Raw genomic sequence first — 19,038 nt, forward strand, 5'->3', positions numbered from 1 at the left:
AGATCATAAAATTGCTGGTATGTCGATAAAATGAGAGTCGTGGTCTAAAATGAAAGCGATCCTCCAACAAAAGCAATATCTTCTGATAAGATTGTAACACACACATAATTTCTATTGAAAAAATGATACAGAAGATTTTCGCTATACTACTCATTCTTTTTGTATTCTATCCGAGTCTAAAGGCTCAGGATTCTGCCGAGGATGAAGTGAAGGCGGCCATCATGCAAATGTTTGACGGGATGAGAGCCGGAGACTCTTCCCAGGTACATTCAGTCATCTCAGATGATGCAGAATTTTATACTTCTGCAACTCGTGAAGGTAAACCTATCTTATTCAATGGTTCGCTGGAGAGATTTCTGAAAGGAGTAGGAACTCCTCATGAAAAAGTATGGGATGAGCGCATATCAAACTTACATATTCAGGTAGATGACAATCTCGCTACCGCCTGGATGAACTACAGTTTTTATGCAGGGGATAGTTTTTCTCACTGCGGCGTAAATACCATGACTTTCCATAAAGGAGAAAATGGCTGGAAAATAATTTTTCTGGCAGATACCCGACGCAAAGATCAGTGTGATTAAAGACATAAAACTACTAGCTACTCGAAACACGGCCCGCTCTCTGAGCGGGCTTTTTGTTTAAGTATTTAATAGAAAAAGTGAACAAAAAATTCAACAAAAAACTCTCAATATAAGAGTTTAATTTTTTATTTAAAATGTCAATTATATAAATAAATTTCTTTTCATGAAAATAATGCTATTTCGCTATGAACTATTCGCAAAATTGAAAATTAATGACTAACATGTAATAACTGTTTAATCTAATTAACCCAATTTGCCTATGACATAAACCTCTAAAAACCACCCTCATTTAATCGCTCATCAGAGCATTTTTTACACTCGTTATATTACACTATCTAAATGGATCTATCATGAAAAAGACCTTTTCATTTATTTTCATATTACTTTTCGTTACTACTAACATTTTTGCTCAAACATCTCGCCCTGAGATTCGTAAAGAACACCCCGCCTTCATAAGCCTGAATAAGGACCAAATTTATCCCAAAAGTCAAAGTCAGATTCTTCTTCAACAGGTTTTCAATATGACGCCTGCTGACGAATTGCGTTCGATGGGAACCTTTACTGACAACATGGGACAGGTTCATGAAAAATTCCAACAATACTACAATGGAATTAAAGTAGATGGGGCTATTTACTCCCTTCACTACACAGCTGGAAAAATCACCCATATGTCGGGAAACTACCAGGATATTCATAACCTGAATGTAACTCCCAAAATAGATGCACAAGCTGGCTTATCTAATGCTTTGGGCCATATTGGTGCTACACAATATATGTGGCAACAAACAGGACCTGCTGCCAATGATCATATTGAGTATGTAAAGCCACAAGGAGAACTTGTTGTATTGAGCATTGAAAACTACCCAAAAGCAAGGCTTGCTTTTAAATATGACATTTACGCAACTCAGCCACTTTACAGAGCAGACGTTTATGTAGATGCTCATACTGGTCAGGTACTTTTTGAAAATAATCGTATTCATCATGCGAATGTTGCTGCAACGGGTAACTCCCTTTATAATGGTAATGTGAGTTTCAACGCTGACTTGACGGGAGGAACGTATCGCCTTCGTCAAACGGTTGATGGTAATGGTGTCGAAACCTATACCCTCAATGGAAGCACGAATTATGGAAATGCCCAGGATATTACCAGTGGCTCTTCCAATTTTACTGGATCAGAAACCGGTGTTCAAGCACATTGGGGAGCCGAAAAAACTCATCAATACTATTCCAGTCAGCATGGGAGAAATTCCTTTGATGGCAATGGTACCGTATTGCGCTCTTACGTTAGCTATGATGTAAATTATGTCAATGCTTTCTGGGATGGCAGTAGAATGACCTATGGCGATGGCGATGGCGTAAGCTATGGTCCGCTTGTATCTTTGGATATTGCCAGTCATGAGATTACGCATGGAGTAACCGAGTTCTCGGCTAATCTGGTTTATCAAAGAGAATCAGGTGCATTGAACGAATCTTTCTCCGACATCTTTGGAGAAATGGTCGAATATCATGCGACGGGTAGCAATGATTGGCAAATGGGTACTGATATCGGTATCGGTGGTTCAGGAGCTATTCGTTCTATGGACAATCCCAATGCATTTAGTGATCCGGATACCTATGGTGGAACTCATTGGTACAATCCTAATTGTGGTACTCCAACTCGTTTCAATGACTATTGTGGTGTACACATCAATTCAGGAGTTCAAAACAAATGGTTCTATATCCTTTCTGTAGGCGAAAGTGGTACCAATGACATTGGCAATTCCTATAATGTAAGCGGAATCACCAGAGAAAAGGCAGCTGCCATTGCTTACAGAAACCTGACTGTTTACCTTTCTACGAACTCTACTTTTGCTGATGCAAGAGCAGGAGCCATTCAATCTGCTGAAGATTTATATGGAGCAGGTTCAAATGAGGTAATCCAAACGACTAATGCATGGTATGCAGTGGGAGTAGGGGGACAATACGGAACTATCTCATACTGTTCGTCTGCCAGTACCAATATTAATGATGAATACATCGGTCGTGTTCAATTGAATACCATAGACAATGCTTCAGGAGGTCAATTTTATACTGATTTTACAAGTGTTTCTACTGATCTAAGTAAAAATACGCAGTATACGATTACTGTAACTCCTACCTGGACAGGTACAGTTTATTCGGAAGGTTACAGTGTCTGGATCGACTATAATGGTGATGGAGACTTTGCGGATTCTGGAGAACAGGTTTGGACGCAAGCTGCGACTCAAACTAGTCCTGTGAGTGGATCTTTTACGGTACCAGCATCTGCTTCAGATGGAGCTACACGTATGCGTGTATCCATGAAGTATAATGGAATTCCTACTTCCTGCGAAACCTTCACCTATGGTGAAGTGGAAGATTATACCGTCAACATTGGTTCCGGTGGCGGTGGAGACACCGAGGCGCCTAGTGATCCAACAGGTCTGACTGCTTCAAATATCCAGGAAACTACCGCAAGTTTGGGCTGGACCGCTTCTACAGACAATGTAGGCGTAACTGGCTATAATGTATATATCGGTGGAACGAATATTGGAAGTGTCACAGGTACTTCAGCCAATCTCACAGGTTTAACAGCAAATACTAGCTATTCTGCCTATGTTACAGCTGTAGATGCTGCTGGAAATGAGTCTGGTGCGAGTAATACAGTTAACTTCACTACTCAGAGTGGTGCGGATACAGAAGCTCCAACTGCTCCTGGCAGTCTTTCGGCTTCTAATACTACTCAAACCACAACGGACTTGAGTTGGAATGCTTCTACGGATAATGTGGGAGTTACTTCTTATAGTGTTTATGTAGATGGAAATCTTGATGGAACAACCGCTAGTACAAGCTATACGGTTAGTGGTTTGACGGCCAGCACAACATACAGCATGTATGTCACGGCTTCAGATGCAGCTGGAAATACTTCAGGTCAAAGCAATTCCATCAATGTAACTACGCAATCTGGCGGAGGCGGTGGTACAACAACTGTATTCGCTCACTTCTTTGAAACCGGATTAGACGGATGGGTCGATGGTGGTAGCGATTGTGCAAGAATCAGTAGTGCTACCAATTCTTATGAAGGTTCCTTCTCTGTAAGAATCAGAGATAATTCAGGAACAGCTTCATCTATGACGCTCAACAACCTTGATTTGAGTGGATTTAATGAAGTTAGTCTGGAATTCTATTTCCGTCCGGTAAGTATGGAAAACGGAGAAGATTTCTGGGTACGCTACAATGATGGAAGTGGATGGCAAACCGTTGCAACCTATGTTGTAGGCAGCAATGGAATCACCAATAACTCCTTCTATGTAGCAACAGTTACCCTGAACGCTGCGGATTTCAATCTAAGCAACAATGCCAGCCTACGTTTCCAGAATGATGCAAGTGTAAACAATGATCGTGTTTATATTGATGCTGTAACCCTTACCGGTACCAATTCAAGCGTCGCTGGATTTAGTGGACAAAGCATAACTGAAATCGGTGGTGGACAAGGATTCTTTGGAAATGCAGGGGAGGAGAGTGGATTAGAACTGGATCTAATAGTTTATCCTAATCCTTCTCGTCAATTCATCACTGTTGAAGCTGATGATCCAATCCTGTCTCTGAAGATATTTGATATCGCCGGAGCTCTGGTACTGGATGTGAAGCAGGTGGATGGAGAAATAAATGTCGAAGCTCTTAGCAGCGGTATTTATGTAATCCAGGCCATAACAGAAGAAGAAGTTATTCAAGGAAAATTCACCCGTGAATAGAGATTGAATATTACTCAATAAAAAAAGCCCTCCAATTTGGAGGGCTTTTTTTTATTTTATTCGAATAATAGTTCGTAATCAAGGAGATTGCTTCGCTGGAGATTCTGAGAAGGTATACTTTTTCAAGTACTTATTTTGTTTCAAGAATGTGCAAACCACATTCGGTTTTTTCTTTTCCGGCCCAGCGTCCTTCCCGTCCCTCGCCGCGTATTGTACACTGCTCACATCCCACAGATCCAAATCCTTTTTCCTTCAAAGGATGTTGTGGAAGTTCGTACATAAGTTTATACCATTCTGCTTCCTGCCCATCCATATCAATCAAGGGATAGAAGCGCATAATATCTCCACTCCGTTTGAAAATCTCTTTTGTCTTTCTGTTTTCATTTGTTCCCCCAATCATCCCGGAAATCCAAATGTCATGTCGAGATTTCAGATCATCTAACGGCATGACCTTATTAAAATGGCAACAAGCATCGGGATCTTTGGACCAGGTATAGTTGAGGGCCGTAAACGTATTCTCATTCCTTTTTGGCAGAACCTCCTGCACATTCAAATTCCATCTTGCTTCCAGTTCTTTTCTATAGAGATGTGTCTCTTTGAAAAGGTATTTGGTATTGATGAAATGAATGGGATGATGAGGTTTTACCTGATGGAGGAGGTGAAGAAAAATCGAGGAGGTGGTACCAAATGAAGAGGTGACCAGAACCCGATCAAAATCTTTAAATATCTGCTTCAGACGAGCTTTGGGCTCTAAATCTGAATAGCGTTTGTTTAAGGAATTAACATCCATAAAGACTAATACTTAGGTAAAGAGGAATCTATTTCCTCTATGTACGCGAGTAGTCCTCCTTTCAAGTTGCAAATGTGGGTAAATCCGTGTTCGGATTCAAGCATTTTCACCACTTTCGCGCTTCTTGCCCCACTTTTGCAGTGAACGATGACAGCTTTGTTACGCGCAATGCGATCTAAATGTTTCGAAATCTCTCCTTTAGGGATCAATTCGCCCCCTAAATTAACAATTTCATACTCATGAGCCTCACGAACATCAATTAATTGAAAATCTTCCCCCGATTTTTTCATTTTTTCCAATTCCTGCACAGATATTTCTTGTATACCTTCTGCCTCAACAGGAGCATCTCCCATAGCAGGAACGCCACAAAACTGCTCATAATCGATGAGTTCTGTTTGGATGGGCTTGTCTCCATTCAGGGGATTATCGGGATTCCTGGAGAGTTTTAGGATGCGTGTAGTAAAACTCAGTGCATCGAATAATAGCATGCGACCGCTCAGAGGTTTCCCTACGCCACTTGCAAGTTTTATGACCTCAAGGGCTTGCATGCTCCCTATTATGCCCGGAAGAACGCCTAAAACACCTCCTTCGGCACAACTAGGCACCATACCCGGAGGAGGAGGGCTAGGAAAGAGGTCTCTGTAATTTGGTCCAATATTTCCCTCCTTGTCTTCATAGTTGAAAACCGAAACCTGCCCTTCAAACTGAAAAATGGATGCATAAACATTTACTTTCCCTAATAATACGCAGGCATCATTTACCAAATAGCGTGTAGGGAAATTATCGGTTCCATCCGCAACAATATCATACTCTTCTATAATCTGTAAAGCATTTTCGCTGGTGAGGATATCCTGATAAGTCTCAACTTCAATATATGGGTTGATATCTTCTATTCTTTCACGAGCTTCTTCCACTTTGGGTAGTCCTACTGAGCTTTGTCCGTAGAGAACTTGCCGCTGCAAATTACTTTCATCTACCACATCCGGATCAATAATTCCAATTTTTCCTACACCAGCCGCTGCAATATATTGAAGCAGTGGACTCCCCAATCCGCCAGCACCTACCACGAGTACCCGGGATTGTTTCAATCTTCTTTGGCCTTCAATATTAAATTCGGGAATGATGAGGTGTCTGCTATATCGAGCCAACTCTTCATGGCTCAAGGCGATTTTATCCATACCCAAAATTAAAAAAAAATGCCCCAATTGCTTGGAGCATTTTTTATATCCTTATTTGATTGTATGCTAGTTGGAGCGCAGACCTAAAGAATCGGCTTCGCTTTTAAACATGCGCAATTCTACTCTGCGGTTTTGTTTTCTACCTTCTGCAGATTGATTGTTGCTGATCGGAGAAGCATCTCCGTAACCGTCAGAAGATATTCTGGCCATTCTGATACCTTTTTGATATACAAGGTAGTATTTAACCTTAAAGGCTCTTTTTACAGAAAGTACCTTATTGTCTTTTGTCTTTCCGGTATTGTCAGTGAAGCCATGGACCTCAAGGCTATGGTTGGGATACTTAGCCATCAGATCTGCTATCTGATCCAGAACCGGATAACTGTCATAGGTAAGCTCATCGCTTGCCGGCTCAAAAAGGATGTTTTTCATAGCCGTATTCAGAATGCTCTGATCGGCACTTGAAATTCCCTGACCTTCAGTAAAGGTGTTTTCCTTGTAGGTATCCTGTTCTGTATAAATCTCAGCCGGAGTCTCCTCATAATTTTCGATTTGAGCTGGTTGAGGCTTATTGTCCTCTACGATGCTTAGACCTCCAGATTCTTGCGTACTTTCCAATTCAGGGTCTTGTGTAACTGCAATATCTGAGGGCTTTTCCTCTTTGGCATTTTCATCCTCTGGACAACCCAGGAACATAGCTCTTCCGGGCTCATTGGGACAAAGATCATCTCTATCAAGTACACCATCATTGTCGGCATCAGCATTGGAAGCGATTGGCATCTCTTCTTTTTTGCTTGGCTTTTGCGGTTTTGGTGGAACTTTTTTAGGATTAGCGGGAAGTGCAAATACAAATCCAGCGGAGTAGGTGAGGGGTTGGAAATTTCCTTGCCCGATCCCATACTTATACATGCCTTCAAAATTGAGGGCAAAATTCTTGCTCATTCTCAACCTGATCCCAAAAGCTCCGGGAACATAAAGACGGAGATTATTGCTAGCCGTATTCAAACCAAAACCCAGAGAGAGATAAGGTGCAAAGAAAGCTTCCTCCTGAAAAATCGTTCCATTGGATTTAAGTTGTAATAAGGCGTTTACATCTATGAGGGAAGTACCTATCGTTTCCGTTTGAGTTACCGGGTAGGTAGTCTGAGGAACGAAGGTAGTATTTAAACCAAAATTGAGTGCTTCACTTAAAAAAGCATTTGCACCTATAGTAATACCAGGGTTAAAGGAATTAAAATCGGTATAATTACCGGTTAAGGGTCCTTGGTAATCAAGAAAACTTGCTGACAAGCCCGTGGTAACAGGAGTCTGACTGGTTTGCGCATGTACCTGGAAACTACTAAGAAGTAGAAAAACAAGGATAACAATCGAAAAACGGAGATTCATGATTTAAGGTTTGGTGTTTTTTAGTGTACAAATATCTAGCCAGAATCAATATTCAATTGCGTGAAAAATCAAAGGGTGACATATTTAGGACGAAATAATCGCGTTTTTCGTATATGATTAAAGATTTTTGCGCGAATAATCTCGAGCCTCATCTAATTACTTTAAAGTCCACCCGTCTGTTTCTTTCTCGGCCAGTGTCTGTGTTGTTGCTTGCTTTGGGTTTGCTTTCTCCAAAGCCCTCTGAGTCAATTCTATTTTGTCTAATGCCATGCTCATAAACGAGGTAGTATTTTACCTTATGGGCACGTAATACCGAAAGCACCTGATTGCTTTTATCTGCCCCAGTAGCATCTGTATGTCCTTGCAACTGGAGCTTACTGCTTTTACAAGCCTGGAGTAATGCTGCGATCTCATCAAGCTTTTGTTTGGCTCTGGCAGGCAAATCGGCGCTTGCATGTTCAAAATAAATGGAGAAATCTGTACTGGTTAAACTGAGATTGCAAGGAAGTTTCTCTTCCTCAGCAACTTCAGTATGAGTATTATTCTTCTGAGGACTGTAAAGAGGTTCAGGAGATGATTCAATCTGCACTTCTCTTTGGGCTAGTTCTTCCTGGGCAGGAGGGATAGCTTTAGCTTTACTATGATCCTCTACAAGGACTTCCTCTTTTTCTTGTTGTATAGGGATTTTTTGCTCTTCCGCTTCCTCTTGCTTTACTTCAGGGCTTCCTTGCGGAAGTTTTTCTGGTTGCGCATCTGTTTCTTCTGCTATATTTTCCTCTTCTTCTTCTTCCGGACAGCCAAATAATCTTTCTATTCCCGGGACTTCCGGGCAGAGATCATCTTCATCTGCAATTCCGTCTTCATCTGCATCCTTAGGTTTAGTTTCTTCTATAATCTTCTCCTCATTTATCTCCTGCTTTGGATATTTCTCCTTTGCTTTACCTACATTATAGTGAACAGATAAAGCATGAGCTGTGTGCTGGTAATCTTTATTGACAGAGAATTTACGGGTGGACTCCAATCTTATGTCCAAACGATCCGAAAGACGAAACTTCAATCCACCTCCCAATGGAATGTAAACATCGGGATTCATCTGTACATAACTTCCTCCCAATCCAAATAGGACATAAGGGCCTAAAAAGGCATCCTCTTTCATAAACACCCCATTATTTACTTTGAAACCCAGAAGGTAACTCATATCCACCAATTGAGTATTGATGGTATTTGAAGGTGTTTCATCAAGAGGAGCGGGAAATTCTATATTATTAGCATAGGTGATCTGCGTTCGAAAATCGAAAGCACCCCCTAATCTTTTAGAAAGGCTCAATTGATAAGCGGACTGAAAAGCTGCAGCTTGCAAGGCTGGTAGGTCAGCAGGAGCTTTGTATTTCAATAAAACAAAGCCACCACCAACAGCCCATGGATGCTGAAGGTTTTGCCCTTTGGAAATTGGCGAAAGAATACAGAAGAACAAGGATAAAAAGATAGCAAGGCTAGCTTTACGCATATATCCTACCTAATTAAAGGACCCCAAACAACAAGGTACTAATTATTACAAAGTACAGGTATTATCTTGTATGAACAATACGAAAACCTGCATAAACAGACACCTTGTTTGTCCCGTCAAATATAACTGATCAGACAAAAAAAATAGTATAGGGTATAAAGCTAAGTAGGACCTGAGAAATGTAAGATTATTTCACTCGTTTGTAAATATGGTCAATATCGACTCCATCTACTTGATATACGAGTACCAATTCTCCTTCAGACAGGCTTTTGATGCTTTGCGAAGTATCCCAAAGATCAGAAGAGAGCATTTCGTCAATTCTTGTGAATTCAAAAGATTCCGGGTCAAATCCGTCCGATTCAGAAACCAGGGTTCCATCTGCTTTGAATTCAAGGGTAGATTCATCATTTTCAAGCATTTCCAAGACTTGAACTCCCATTTTTCTCTCGACAAGTTTCCATTTTCCCATCAAACTAATTCCGGTATCCTCGGTGGGAGGGGCAAGTGAACGGCTGTTATCCAAACTTTGGGATAAACTGTCTATTTCCTCACTGATCTGCTCAGCGTCCGCAGATTTTGATTCTTCCGTACAGGAAATTTGGCTTGTAAGGAAAAAGGCAAAAAGGATAAAAAATAGACGCAATTTATTCATTTTCAATTAATTGTATTCGTTTTTGGTCAAAGAGATTACAGCTGATTTATAGCGAATCTATGAGAATTTGTTAAATAATCATAATAGAAATACGCTTCAGGATGCCAGATATTTTTGAATTTGGGTTAAAAATTCTGCCGGTTTCTCTGCGTGCACCCAATGGCCTGCTCCTTCCAGTTTATAGAAAGTGGCCTCGGGGAAAATCTCCTGAATCGGACTTTTATCTTCTTCCTGCAAATAAGGGCTTTCTCCCCCATGAATAAAGAGAGTGGGAAGGTCAACTTCATCCTCAAATTTGATTTCATCCAGCACCCGTTCATAATTATCATAAATCACTTGCAAATTGAATTTCCAGCGAAAAGACTTTTCCTCATCTCTGCCCAGACTCTTCAAGAGAAATTGAATTACTGAGGGGTCCTGGATTCTTTCTTCGAGTTTTACTTTTGCATCTCTTCGGCTTTCCAGTTTCGAAAGGTCAAGAGAAATCAGGGTTTCCAGAATTTCCGTATGGTGTGGGGCATATTGTTTGGGGGTCATATCTGCCACAATGAGCTTATCAATCATTTCGGGATAATGTCGGGCAAACTCCATGACAGTTTTCCCTCCCATCGAATGTCCCAATAGATGGGCCCGATAAATTCCCAGTTGGTTCATGAACTCAAATAGGTCTTCTGCCATCACTGGATAGTTCCAATCATTTTCATGTGGAGACTTTCCATGATTTCTCTGGTCCAAAAGATAAACGGAATAATCTTCGGCCAAAGAACGGGCGTGGCTGACCCAATTATCGAGTGATCCGAAGAGTCCATGTAGAATAATAAGGGCTTCTCCCTGACCGTACACCTTATAATTTAGCTCAATCATGCTGCAATTTTACTGACTTACTTACATTTTTGGATATTCCAGTTAATTTTTCCTTTCCCGAATTTATCATGGCTTGGTTTTTGGTCAAGTGATAACCGTGGCCAGGAGTTTTCTACGTCCTCCATGGTTTCGAAATTCACACAAATATATACCCTGCCAGGTACCTAAGTTTAGGCGGTAGTCGGTTATAGGAATGCTAACGGAAGAACCTACTAGGCTGGATTTCACATGAGAAGGCATATCATCACTGCCTTCATAGGTGTGAGTGTAATAGGGTTGGTTTTCAGGCACAAGTCGATTGAAGATCTGTTCGAAGTCAACCCGCACACTAGGGTCCGCGTTTTCGTTGATCGAAAGCCCAGCCGAAGTATGCTGAATGAAGACGTGCAGAAGGCCTTTTTCAGGCATCTGCCCAATTGAAGATAGCACGTGAGGGGTAATCAGGTGAAAACCCCGTGTATATGATGGTAATGTAATCGAAAACTGTTGAATCATGGAAAACCTAATGGAAAATTTAGAGGCAAAAGTAGCAAGAAGAGTAGAACTGGAAAATCAGATTAAGGATATTATCCTTGAGGTATCTGATAAAAGCATTCGAGATTACTCTGAAAATGCTCAATTCAAATCAGATCTGGGACTTGACTCTTTGGATATGGTAGAATTGATCATGATTTGTGAAAAAGACTTCTACATCACCTTGCCTGACTCGGAGTGGGAGGGACTGAGAACTCCTTCTGAGTTGATCGACCTTATTAGTTCTAAGGTGTGATCACTAATACTTGTAGGCATAATAGAGGAGTTTCAGGTATTCGTTTGTAACGAAGATCATACCTGACTCTTCTAGCCACCAGGTATCTGTTTCATAATCGATGGGATCAGCTCCTCTTATGATCACTTCGACTCCTTTCTCCCGAAATTTCTTTCTGAACACTTTCTGAATCCTGCGTGTATGAAATTTTGAGCTGATGATCATGACTCGCTTAAAATCCTCCGCTACTGAGTATCCCAAAATTTCTTCAGACTCCTCATAGGTGCTCGTTCCCCTCTTCAGGACTCGTATATCTGCAGTATCTGCCCCCATGTTTAATAAAGCTTGTTGGGCCAATTCCGCATCAGTTCGTATCTCTCCAAAAGCTTCCAGGTCTGCACTAATAGTTTCCCCCATGCAAATCAGGAGATCCGTATCCAGTTTATATACTTCCATGGCCTCGCGGCTTCTTTCCATGACAGAACCCGAAAGTATGAAAGCTGCGTCGACTGACTGGGTCGTGTCTTCCACTATCAGCAAATTGCCGATCCCTCTAAGGATAGGTACTCTTGCCAAATAAAGTGCAGCTAGCAGGAGGATGCCTACTATCAGGAAACGAGTCAGTCGACGCAAGAACTTTTTCATAATTCTCAAATTACTTGCCCATTTTGGCAAAGTGCTGATGAAAGCGAGGAATGGTTTCGATTCCTTTCAGATAATTAAAAATCCCGTAGTGCTCATTGGGGCTGTGGATGTCATCTGAATTTAATCCAAATCCCATAAGCACAGTCTCCGTCCCTAATACTTTTTGAAATAAAGCGACTATGGGAATAGAACCTCCTTCACGGGTAGGGATAGGGACTTTGCCGAAAGCATCTTCCATTGCCTTGGCAGCAGCTAAATACCCAGGGTTTTGGGTACTTACTACAGCGGCTTCTCCGCCATGATGAGGCTTTACCTTAACTTTAACTGTAGCAGGAGCAATTTTCTCAAAATGCTCTGTAAACATACGCGTAATCTCTTCAGAGCTTTGGTTAGGTACCAATCTCATAGAGATCTTGGCGAAAGCACTGGCAGGTAGTACCGTTTTTGCTCCTTCTCCGATATATCCTCCCCAAATTCCATTTACATCCAGGGTCGGACGGATAGAGGCTCTTTCCGTCACAGAGTAGGCTTTTTCTCCTCCTGTACCTCCAATTCCAAGATCATCCTGGTATTCATGGAGGTTAAAGGGACGTCTGGCCAGATCGTTTCTTTCCTCCTGACTCAATTCGACGACCTTGTCATAAAAACCCGGAATGGTGATCTGACCGTTTTCATCCTTGAGGGACGCGATCATTTCACAAAGCACATTGAGAGGATTTTCAACAGCTCCTCCATATACTCCCGAGTGCAAATCTCTATTCGGGCCGTGAACTTCTACTTCGACATAGGAGAGGCCTCTTAAGCCTACAGTGATAGAAGGTGTATCATTGGCCAGCATAGAGGTGTCAGATACAAGGATGATGTCGGCACTGAGTTTATCTATATTAGCCCTTACAAAGTCTTCCAGATTGTCGCTGCCTACTTCTTCTTCTCCTTCTATAAGAAACTTCACATTACAAGGAAGTTCTCCCATTTCATTTAGGGCTTCTATTGCTTTCATGTGCATATACATCTGCCCTTTGTCATCACAAGCGCCTCGGGCGTAGATTTTTCCATCCTTGATCACCGGTTCGAAAGGAGGGCTGTCCCATAGATCGAGGGGATCAGGGGGCTGCACATCATAATGGCCATAGACCAAAACAGTCGGCAAGTCAGCACTTATAATTTTTTCAGCAAAAACAATCGGATGTCCGGGAGTTGCATGTTTCTCTACCGTTTGCAAACCCAATTTCCCAAACTGATCAATTAACCAGTCTGCAGCACGGTCTACATCAGCCTTGTAGGCTGAATCAGCACTGATACTAGGTATTTTCAGGAAATCAATAAGTTCCTTAAGGAATCTTTCCTTATTACTATCAACAAAGTCTTTTATTTGATCCATATAGCATTATTCTTGGATCAAATGTAGTATAAAAATAAGGGCTTTGGAAATAGAAGATCAGGCTCTGCCCAATTTCAATTTGAAGGGGATGGGTTCATATTCCCGTTCCATATTAGAGGCCAAGACCAAAATGCGATCTCCCAGGTATTTATCTATCAGATCGAGGATTTTTCGTGCGTTATCCTTATCCATATTACTGGTTGGTTCATCCAGCATAAGGACTTTTGATTGGGTAAAGATGGCCATGCCTACTTTAGCCCGCTGAAGCATACCTGAAGAATAATAATTCAGAAGTTTATCCTTATCATCCCAAAGATCAAGTACTTTGATCATTTCCTCAATAGAAGAGAGTAGGGGAGTTTTAAATTTGAAGTGAAGCCGGAACTGTTCCTCTAGGCTTAACTCAGGAAATACCTCAATATAAGGCCCCATCCAGCTGATATACTGGTAGGCCTGATCAAGGGGAATTTTCTTCCCATCAATAAAATATTGGACTTTTCCTGTGCTGGGACTGCTTTGTGCAGCAATGATCCTCAAGAGAGTAGATTTGCCGGAACCATTGGTTCCGACTAATGCTATCTTTTTATGTTCTCCCAATGAGAGATCAAGGTCTTTGAATAACCAGTTTCGATTAAACTTCTTACCAACTCCCTTTAAGGCTATGTCAAAAGCGCCTGGCATCTCATTCTTCCTTTGTCCCACTTTCTTCTGAACTACCAGAGCTTGAAGTATAGCCTCTGATGATACCCCTGGAGGCATTTCTTACAAAGGTAATGACTTCATCTCTTTCTTCAGTAGGTGGAAGATGAGCTTCTATATAATCGAGTGCTTTAGAATTATTCATACCAGAAAGGAATAGTTTTCGGTAGATATTCTGAATCTCGTGGATCGTTGCATTGTCAAAGCCACGTCTTCTCAGTCCGATAGAGTTGACACCTTCATATTGCACAGGATATCTTCTTCCTGCCTTTACAAATGGTGGAACATCTTTACCGACCAGAGAACCTCCGGAAAGGATTACATGTCTTCCGATCTTTACAAACTGGTGAACGGCTGACATACCACCAATAATGGCAAAATCACCGACTACTACATGGCCGGCCATATTTACTGCATTGGCGAGAATCACATTATTTCCCAGCACACAATCATGTGCCACATGAGAATATGCCATAATCAGGCAGTTTTTGCCTACGATGGTTTTTCCCAGATAATCCGTTCCTCTATTGAGGGTAGCGCACTCGCGGATGGTTGTATTTTCTCCAATTTCCAGGGTAGTTTTTTCCCCGTGAAATTTTAGGTCCTGAGGAATCCCGGAAAGAACAGCCCCGGGAAAAATTTTGCAATTTTTTCCGATTCTTGCTCCATCAAAAATGGTCACATTCGAACCGATCCAGCATCCTTCCTGAATACTGACGCCCCCTCTGATCGTAACAGAAGGTTCGATATGCACATTGTCGTGAATGCTGATTTTTGGATTCAGGCTGGTAGATGCCTGTTCTTTGTTCCAGAATTCCAGGTCGCGGATTTCTGGCGAAATAACTGTCCCAGAGGAAATATTTACATTTTTTCCAATACTTACACCGGGATGAATTACAACATTGCTACCTATTTTGGACCCCTCACCGATCTCAACATCTTCATGGATAATACTAAATGGACCAAATTGAACGCTTTCATGGATTTTTGCCTTTGGGCTGAGGAATACTTGGGCGGTGTCTTGGTCAGGATGCTTTATAGTCATAGTTTGTCTTTTGGTACAACGCTCGCAACTAAATCTGCGGAGGAGACGAGCTGCCCATCTACATAGGCTTTTCCACTCATTTTACATATACTCCTACGAAGTGCCGTCATTTCCAATTCTAAAATTAGGGTATCACCTGGAATAACTGGTTTTTTGAAACGAACGTTGTCAATTGCTACAAAATAAACCCAAATTGATTTGGGATTGTCTATCGTGTTGAGCAGTAGTATCCCTCCTAATTGTCCCATCGCCTCAACTTGTAGTACGCCTGGCATGATCGGGTTTCCGGGGAAGTGACCTTGGAAAAAAGGTTCATTGAATGTTACATTCTTAACTCCCCTGATCGTACTTTCTGTAAAATCTGTAACCTTATCTACCAGCAGGAAGGGATATCTATGAGGTAGTATTTCATGAATCGCATTGATGTCAAAAATCACCCCGGGTTTCCCTCCTTTTCCTTTAGAGAACTTATTAGCTATACGTTGTTGTTTAATTTTAGATTTAATTTTTTTCGCTAATTCTACATTTGATTTGTGTCCGGGCCGAGAAGCGATGATTTTTCCCTTCAAAGGCATGCCTACAAGCGCCAGATCCCCCAATAGATCCAATAACTTGTGTCGGGCAGGTTCATTTGGAAATCTAAACCCATTTTTATTTAAAATCCCAGCCTTTATTTCTACATCACTTACCCCAAAAATATTTTGTAACTTTCTTATTTCTTCTTCCTCCTCGTCTTTGTCCATTATTACAACTGCACTATCCAAACTCCCTCCCTTTATTAAACCTGCCTGATGTAAGGCTTCCAGTTCGTGGACAAAACAGAAAGTTCGGGCACTTGAGAACTCCTCTTTAAACTGAGAAATGGACTTCATGTTTGCATGCTGAGCTTCGATCGCCTTGGATCCAAAATCGATGAAAGTATTCAGCTCGAAAGACCTGGCAGGAAAAGCTGCCAACGTTATATCATTCGCCTCATCGCTGTAGGTAATAGATTCATCAATCTCAAAATAGATACGTTCAGCATCTTGTTCATCCAATCCTGTTTCCAGCAATTTCTCAATAAACTCCCGAGAGCTTCCATCCATAATAGGAGGTTCTGGTCCATCCAGGTCGATCAGGGCATTGTCTATCCCCAATCCCATAAGAGCAGCCATTACATGCTCTACGGTATGAACTTTCGCTCCATTTTCCTTTAGGGTAGTCCCTCTTGAAGTATCCACAACTAAATCGACATCAGCATGGACCAAAGGTTGCCCCTCGATGTCTGTTCTTCGGAAAATTATTCCATGATCAGGCTCAGCCGGATGAAAAGTCATCGTTACTGGCACTCCCGTATGAAGGCCCTTACCACTTATCGATGTCGCAGATTTAATTGTGTGTTGTTTTTCCATCTCCATTTCGATCTCAAGATCTGTTCTTTAATTCGTTTTCAAGTGCTTCTATCCTTTCGTCCATGCTTTTCAGTTTTCTGAAAAACAATTCGGATCTCAATTGATCTCTAAAGGGTTGAATAGGTGATCCCCTGAACGCCTGGCCTTCTTCTTTAATGGATCGGTTTACCCCTGACTGAGCATCGATCTTTGTTCGATCGGCTATATTCAGGTGTCCTACGATCCCTACCTGTCCTCCAATCAAGATGTTAGCACCCAATTTAGTGCTTCCTGATATTCCTGATTGAGCAGCTATTGCCGTATGATTTCCCACTTCTACATTGTGGGCGATCTGTACCAGGTTGTCAAGCTTGGCACCTTTGGTAATCCGCGTACTTCCAGTTGTCGCTCTATCTATACAGGTATTAGAACCTATTTCAACTCCATCCTCAAGGATTACGTTGCCTATATGATGAATTTTTTTAAAGCTTCCGTCCGCTTGTGGAGCAAATCCGAAGCCATCACTTCCTATACGACAGCCTGCATGCAGGATACATCCCTTGCCAATTTTTGACTGAGGGTATATAACTACCTGCGGATACAATAGGGTATTGTCATCAATTTCTGAATAGTCTCCTACATAGCAGCCCGGAAAAATCTTCACATTATTCCCGATTTTTACCTCAGCACCTATGTAGGAAAAAGCTCCAATATAGGCTCCTTCACCAATTTCGGCAGAGGAATCGATAAAACTCGGTTCTTCTATCCCGTTTTTTTGAGCTAGTAAGACCTTTTGTGCTTCTTCAAGAAGCTTACTGAAGGCAGAATATGGATCGTCAACTTTTAGCAGGGTAGGGGTGTAGTCTCCTTCTGCTTCGAAATCTCTAGCTACAAGGAGAGCAGAGGCCTGAGTACTGTTGAGGTACTTTTTATACTTCATATTGGCCAAAAAGCTAATGCTCCCCGGACCAGCTTCTTCAATCTTGGATAGGGTGCTTATTTCCTTGTCAGGATTCCCTATTACTTCCGCTTGAAGTAAGGCTGCTATCGTGCTAAGAGAAACGTTCATTTCTGCTTTATTTTTTTCAGGCGGCCAAGTTACATATTCTTTATTTGCCAAACTAACTTAGGGAAAAGTAGCGATTTCCTTTGATTACGCCGAGAACTTTACCCTTCATTTTGCGCCCAATCAAGGGACTATTTTTGGCTCTGGACGGAATTTGATTTTTGGTAAATTCCCACTCTTTTTTCGGATGAAAGATCGTAAGATTTGCTGACTCTCCTTCTGTCAATTGTGGAAAGGGAATATCCAAAATTTGTCTGGGTCTCAGGCTGACAAGTTCAATCCATTTTTCAAGATCTATAAGGCCTGATTCTATCAAGTGCTCATTGGCCAGAGAGAAAAAACTCTGGAGGCTCAACATACCTGGCTCAGCCTGTTCAAACTGTAGATTTTTTTCTTCCATTCCCTGGGCTTGGTGTGCAGAGGTTAAAACATCAATAGTGCCTTTTTGAAGAGCCTTCTGCAAGGCTTTTACATCTTTTCTGGACCTTAATGGAGGGAAAAGTTTATAATTGGGATCAAAACTCAATAGTTCCTCATCGCTCATGCAGAGGTATTGAATTGATGTTCCTACACTCAAACCCTCATGTTTACGTTTGGCAGAGCCTATCATATTAGCAGCTTCAGGCGTACTCAGCGGTTGTACATGAAAACGACTGGGTGAGTAATCCAAAAGTTGTAATTGACGGCTTAGGGCAATTGTCTCGGATAGAGAAGGAATCCCTTTCATTCCCAATTGAGTTGAAATGGGCCCCTCATGCATTTGGCCGCTTCCATTTAGGCTCATATCCATAGGGCAATCTATGATGAGGCCACTAAATGAACGTGTGTATTGCAAAGCTCTCAGCAATAAGCCAGAATCCTGTACAGGATGCGATCCATCTGTAAAAGCCAGAGCTCCGGCATTATGCATCTCAAACACTTCTGCCAGATCTTTTCCATGAACTCCTTGCGAAAGAGCACCGGTGAAATAAAAATCAACCGGCAGTTGGTCGGTTTGCTGAATCAGAGAACGTAATACCTGGCTATTATCTACTACGGGATCCGTATTTGGGTAGCAAAGCAATCCGGTAAATCCTCCACGAATCGCTGCTTTATTTAATTCAGTAAAAGTTTCTTTGTACTCAAATCCAGGGTCAGAAAGGTGGACTTGCATGTCAAACCAGCCCGGAGAAACATAGGCTCCTTTTTCCTCTATGACTTCTACTCCTTTAGAATGTTTGAGCTGTATAGACTTGTCTATTTCTTTAATCTTTCCGGATTCGATCAGGATATCTACCTTCTTCTTGTGAAATTTACTCCCAGGGGCTAACAACCTGACTTGTTGGAGGAGAAAAGACTTCATAAAATAGATGAGTTAAGCGCTTTAGACGAAAATTC

The 19,038-nt window shown here is 41.6% G+C and carries 17 protein-coding genes and 1 pseudogene; 3 read left to right on the plus strand and 15 right to left on the minus strand.

The genetic code is table 11. The annotated features are described in order from the left end of the window. The first annotated feature begins 122 nt into the window (after positions 1 to 122). Complete coding sequence (locus R8P61_10730) at positions 123 to 581, plus strand: nuclear transport factor 2 family protein (protein MDW3647531.1); 459 nt, start codon at positions 123 to 125, stop codon at positions 579 to 581. A gap of 350 nt (positions 582 to 931) precedes the next feature. Next, positions 932 to 4,333 (plus strand): M4 family metallopeptidase, encoded by a 3,402-nt coding sequence (locus R8P61_10735; GenBank protein ID MDW3647532.1) that lies wholly within the window; start codon positions 932 to 934, stop codon positions 4,331 to 4,333. 130 nt (positions 4,334 to 4,463) lie between these two features. Here the strand turns inward: R8P61_10735 and R8P61_10740 are convergent, their stop codons facing one another. The 7 genes from R8P61_10740 to R8P61_10770 all read right to left on the minus strand — a co-directional run bounded on the left by R8P61_10740 (position 4,464) and on the right by R8P61_10770 (position 11,202). Beyond that, complete coding sequence (locus R8P61_10740; protein MDW3647533.1) at positions 4,464 to 5,123, minus strand: phosphoadenylyl-sulfate reductase; 660 nt, start codon at positions 5,121 to 5,123, stop codon at positions 4,464 to 4,466. A gap of 5 nt (positions 5,124 to 5,128) precedes the next feature. Beyond that, positions 5,129 to 6,301: a molybdopterin-synthase adenylyltransferase MoeB gene (gene moeB, locus R8P61_10745; GenBank protein MDW3647534.1), complete on the minus strand. Its 1,173-nt coding sequence runs from the start codon at positions 6,299 to 6,301 to the stop codon at positions 5,129 to 5,131. Between the two features lie 66 nt (positions 6,302 to 6,367). Then, positions 6,368 to 7,684 carry an OmpA family protein gene (locus R8P61_10750; GenBank protein MDW3647535.1) on the minus strand — a complete coding sequence of 439 codons (1,317 nt, stop codon included), beginning with the start codon at positions 7,682 to 7,684 and terminating at the stop codon, positions 6,368 to 6,370. A gap of 148 nt (positions 7,685 to 7,832) precedes the next feature. After that, positions 7,833 to 9,191, minus strand: a complete 1,359-nt coding sequence (locus tag R8P61_10755; GenBank protein MDW3647536.1) for an OmpA family protein — start codon at positions 9,189 to 9,191, stop codon at positions 7,833 to 7,835. A 187-nt stretch (positions 9,192 to 9,378) separates the two neighbouring features. Further along, positions 9,379 to 9,843, minus strand: a complete 465-nt coding sequence (locus tag R8P61_10760; protein MDW3647537.1) for a hypothetical protein — start codon at positions 9,841 to 9,843, stop codon at positions 9,379 to 9,381. Between the two features lie 96 nt (positions 9,844 to 9,939). Continuing rightward, positions 9,940 to 10,707 carry an alpha/beta fold hydrolase gene (locus R8P61_10765; GenBank protein MDW3647538.1) on the minus strand — a complete coding sequence of 256 codons (768 nt, stop codon included), beginning with the start codon at positions 10,705 to 10,707 and terminating at the stop codon, positions 9,940 to 9,942. Between the two features lie 84 nt (positions 10,708 to 10,791). After that, the gene (locus tag R8P61_10770; protein MDW3647539.1) at positions 10,792 to 11,202 is read right to left on the minus strand and encodes a secondary thiamine-phosphate synthase enzyme YjbQ; all 411 of its coding nucleotides are present in this window, start codon (positions 11,200 to 11,202) and stop codon (positions 10,792 to 10,794) included. Here R8P61_10770 and R8P61_10775 point away from each other — a divergent pair. Further along, entirely contained in the window at positions 11,201 to 11,476 is a 276-nt protein-coding gene (locus R8P61_10775; GenBank protein ID MDW3647540.1) for an acyl carrier protein, read from the plus strand. The two genes, R8P61_10770 and R8P61_10775, sit on opposite strands and share 2 nt — an antisense overlap. 3 nt (positions 11,477 to 11,479) lie before the next feature. Here the strand turns inward: R8P61_10775 and R8P61_10780 are convergent, their stop codons facing one another. From R8P61_10780 to R8P61_10815, 8 genes and pseudogenes are all read right to left on the minus strand, one after another. Continuing rightward, positions 11,480 to 12,100, minus strand: coding sequence for a YdcF family protein (locus tag R8P61_10780; GenBank protein ID MDW3647541.1), 621 nt, complete (start codon positions 12,098 to 12,100; stop codon positions 11,480 to 11,482). 10 nt (positions 12,101 to 12,110) lie between these two features. Next, positions 12,111 to 13,481, minus strand: coding sequence for a dipeptidase (locus R8P61_10785; protein MDW3647542.1), 1,371 nt, complete (start codon positions 13,479 to 13,481; stop codon positions 12,111 to 12,113). 57 nt (positions 13,482 to 13,538) lie between these two features. Beyond that, the gene (locus R8P61_10790; GenBank protein MDW3647543.1) at positions 13,539 to 14,240 is read right to left on the minus strand and encodes an ATP-binding cassette domain-containing protein; all 702 of its coding nucleotides are present in this window, start codon (positions 14,238 to 14,240) and stop codon (positions 13,539 to 13,541) included. Further along, positions 14,164 to 14,964 (minus strand): acyl-ACP--UDP-N-acetylglucosamine O-acyltransferase, encoded by an 801-nt coding sequence (lpxA, locus tag R8P61_10795; GenBank protein MDW3647544.1) that lies wholly within the window; start codon positions 14,962 to 14,964, stop codon positions 14,164 to 14,166. Before lpxA ends, R8P61_10790 begins: the two co-directional genes overlap by 77 nt. A gap of 63 nt (positions 14,965 to 15,027) precedes the next feature. Then, a pseudogene (locus tag R8P61_10800) lies at positions 15,028 to 15,225 on the minus strand (hypothetical protein). Further along, the gene (locus R8P61_10805; protein ID MDW3647545.1) at positions 15,222 to 16,616 is read right to left on the minus strand and encodes a bifunctional UDP-3-O-[3-hydroxymyristoyl] N-acetylglucosamine deacetylase/3-hydroxyacyl-ACP dehydratase; all 1,395 of its coding nucleotides are present in this window, start codon (positions 16,614 to 16,616) and stop codon (positions 15,222 to 15,224) included. The pseudogene R8P61_10800 and the gene R8P61_10805 overlap by 4 nt, the downstream one beginning before the upstream one ends. A gap of 13 nt (positions 16,617 to 16,629) precedes the next feature. Continuing rightward, a complete protein-coding gene (gene lpxD, locus R8P61_10810; protein MDW3647546.1) occupies positions 16,630 to 17,664 on the minus strand; it encodes a UDP-3-O-(3-hydroxymyristoyl)glucosamine N-acyltransferase in 1,035 nt (344 codons plus the stop codon). A 52-nt stretch (positions 17,665 to 17,716) separates the two neighbouring features. Next, positions 17,717 to 19,003, minus strand: coding sequence for a dihydroorotase (locus tag R8P61_10815; GenBank protein MDW3647547.1), 1,287 nt, complete (start codon positions 19,001 to 19,003; stop codon positions 17,717 to 17,719). Positions 19,004 to 19,038 lie beyond the last annotated feature (35 nt).

This window comes from Bacteroidia bacterium (genome assembly GCA_033391075.1).
Taxonomy (GTDB): domain Bacteria; phylum Bacteroidota; class Bacteroidia; order J057; family J057; genus JAWPMV01.

Excerpts from the sequence above, each read along its gene's own strand:
- R8P61_10770 (MDW3647539.1), bottom strand. The coding sequence starts at position 11,202 with ATGATTCAACAGTTTTCGATTACATTACCATCATATACACGGGGTTTT.
- R8P61_10785 (MDW3647542.1), bottom strand. The coding sequence starts at position 13,481 with ATGGATCAAATAAAAGACTTTGTTGATAGTAATAAGGAAAGATTCCTT.
- R8P61_10775 (MDW3647540.1), top strand. The coding sequence starts at position 11,201 with ATGGAAAACCTAATGGAAAATTTAGAGGCAAAAGTAGCAAGAAGAGTA.
- R8P61_10790 (MDW3647543.1), bottom strand. The coding sequence starts at position 14,240 with ATGCCTCCAGGGGTATCATCAGAGGCTATACTTCAAGCTCTGGTAGTT.
- R8P61_10740 (MDW3647533.1), bottom strand. The coding sequence starts at position 5,123 with ATGGATGTTAATTCCTTAAACAAACGCTATTCAGATTTAGAGCCCAAA.
- R8P61_10805 (MDW3647545.1), bottom strand. The coding sequence starts at position 16,616 with ATGGAAAAACAACACACAATTAAATCTGCGACATCGATAAGTGGTAAG.
- R8P61_10760 (MDW3647537.1), bottom strand. The coding sequence starts at position 9,843 with ATGAATAAATTGCGTCTATTTTTTATCCTTTTTGCCTTTTTCCTTACA.
- R8P61_10755 (MDW3647536.1), bottom strand. The coding sequence starts at position 9,191 with ATGCGTAAAGCTAGCCTTGCTATCTTTTTATCCTTGTTCTTCTGTATT.
- R8P61_10815 (MDW3647547.1), bottom strand. The coding sequence starts at position 19,003 with ATGAAGTCTTTTCTCCTCCAACAAGTCAGGTTGTTAGCCCCTGGGAGT.
- moeB (MDW3647534.1), bottom strand. The coding sequence starts at position 6,301 with ATGGATAAAATCGCCTTGAGCCATGAAGAGTTGGCTCGATATAGCAGA.
- R8P61_10765 (MDW3647538.1), bottom strand. The coding sequence starts at position 10,707 with ATGATTGAGCTAAATTATAAGGTGTACGGTCAGGGAGAAGCCCTTATT.
- R8P61_10735 (MDW3647532.1), top strand. The coding sequence starts at position 932 with ATGAAAAAGACCTTTTCATTTATTTTCATATTACTTTTCGTTACTACT.
- R8P61_10750 (MDW3647535.1), bottom strand. The coding sequence starts at position 7,684 with ATGAATCTCCGTTTTTCGATTGTTATCCTTGTTTTTCTACTTCTTAGT.
- R8P61_10730 (MDW3647531.1), top strand. The coding sequence starts at position 123 with ATGATACAGAAGATTTTCGCTATACTACTCATTCTTTTTGTATTCTAT.
- lpxD (MDW3647546.1), bottom strand. The coding sequence starts at position 17,664 with ATGAACGTTTCTCTTAGCACGATAGCAGCCTTACTTCAAGCGGAAGTA.
- R8P61_10780 (MDW3647541.1), bottom strand. The coding sequence starts at position 12,100 with ATGAAAAAGTTCTTGCGTCGACTGACTCGTTTCCTGATAGTAGGCATC.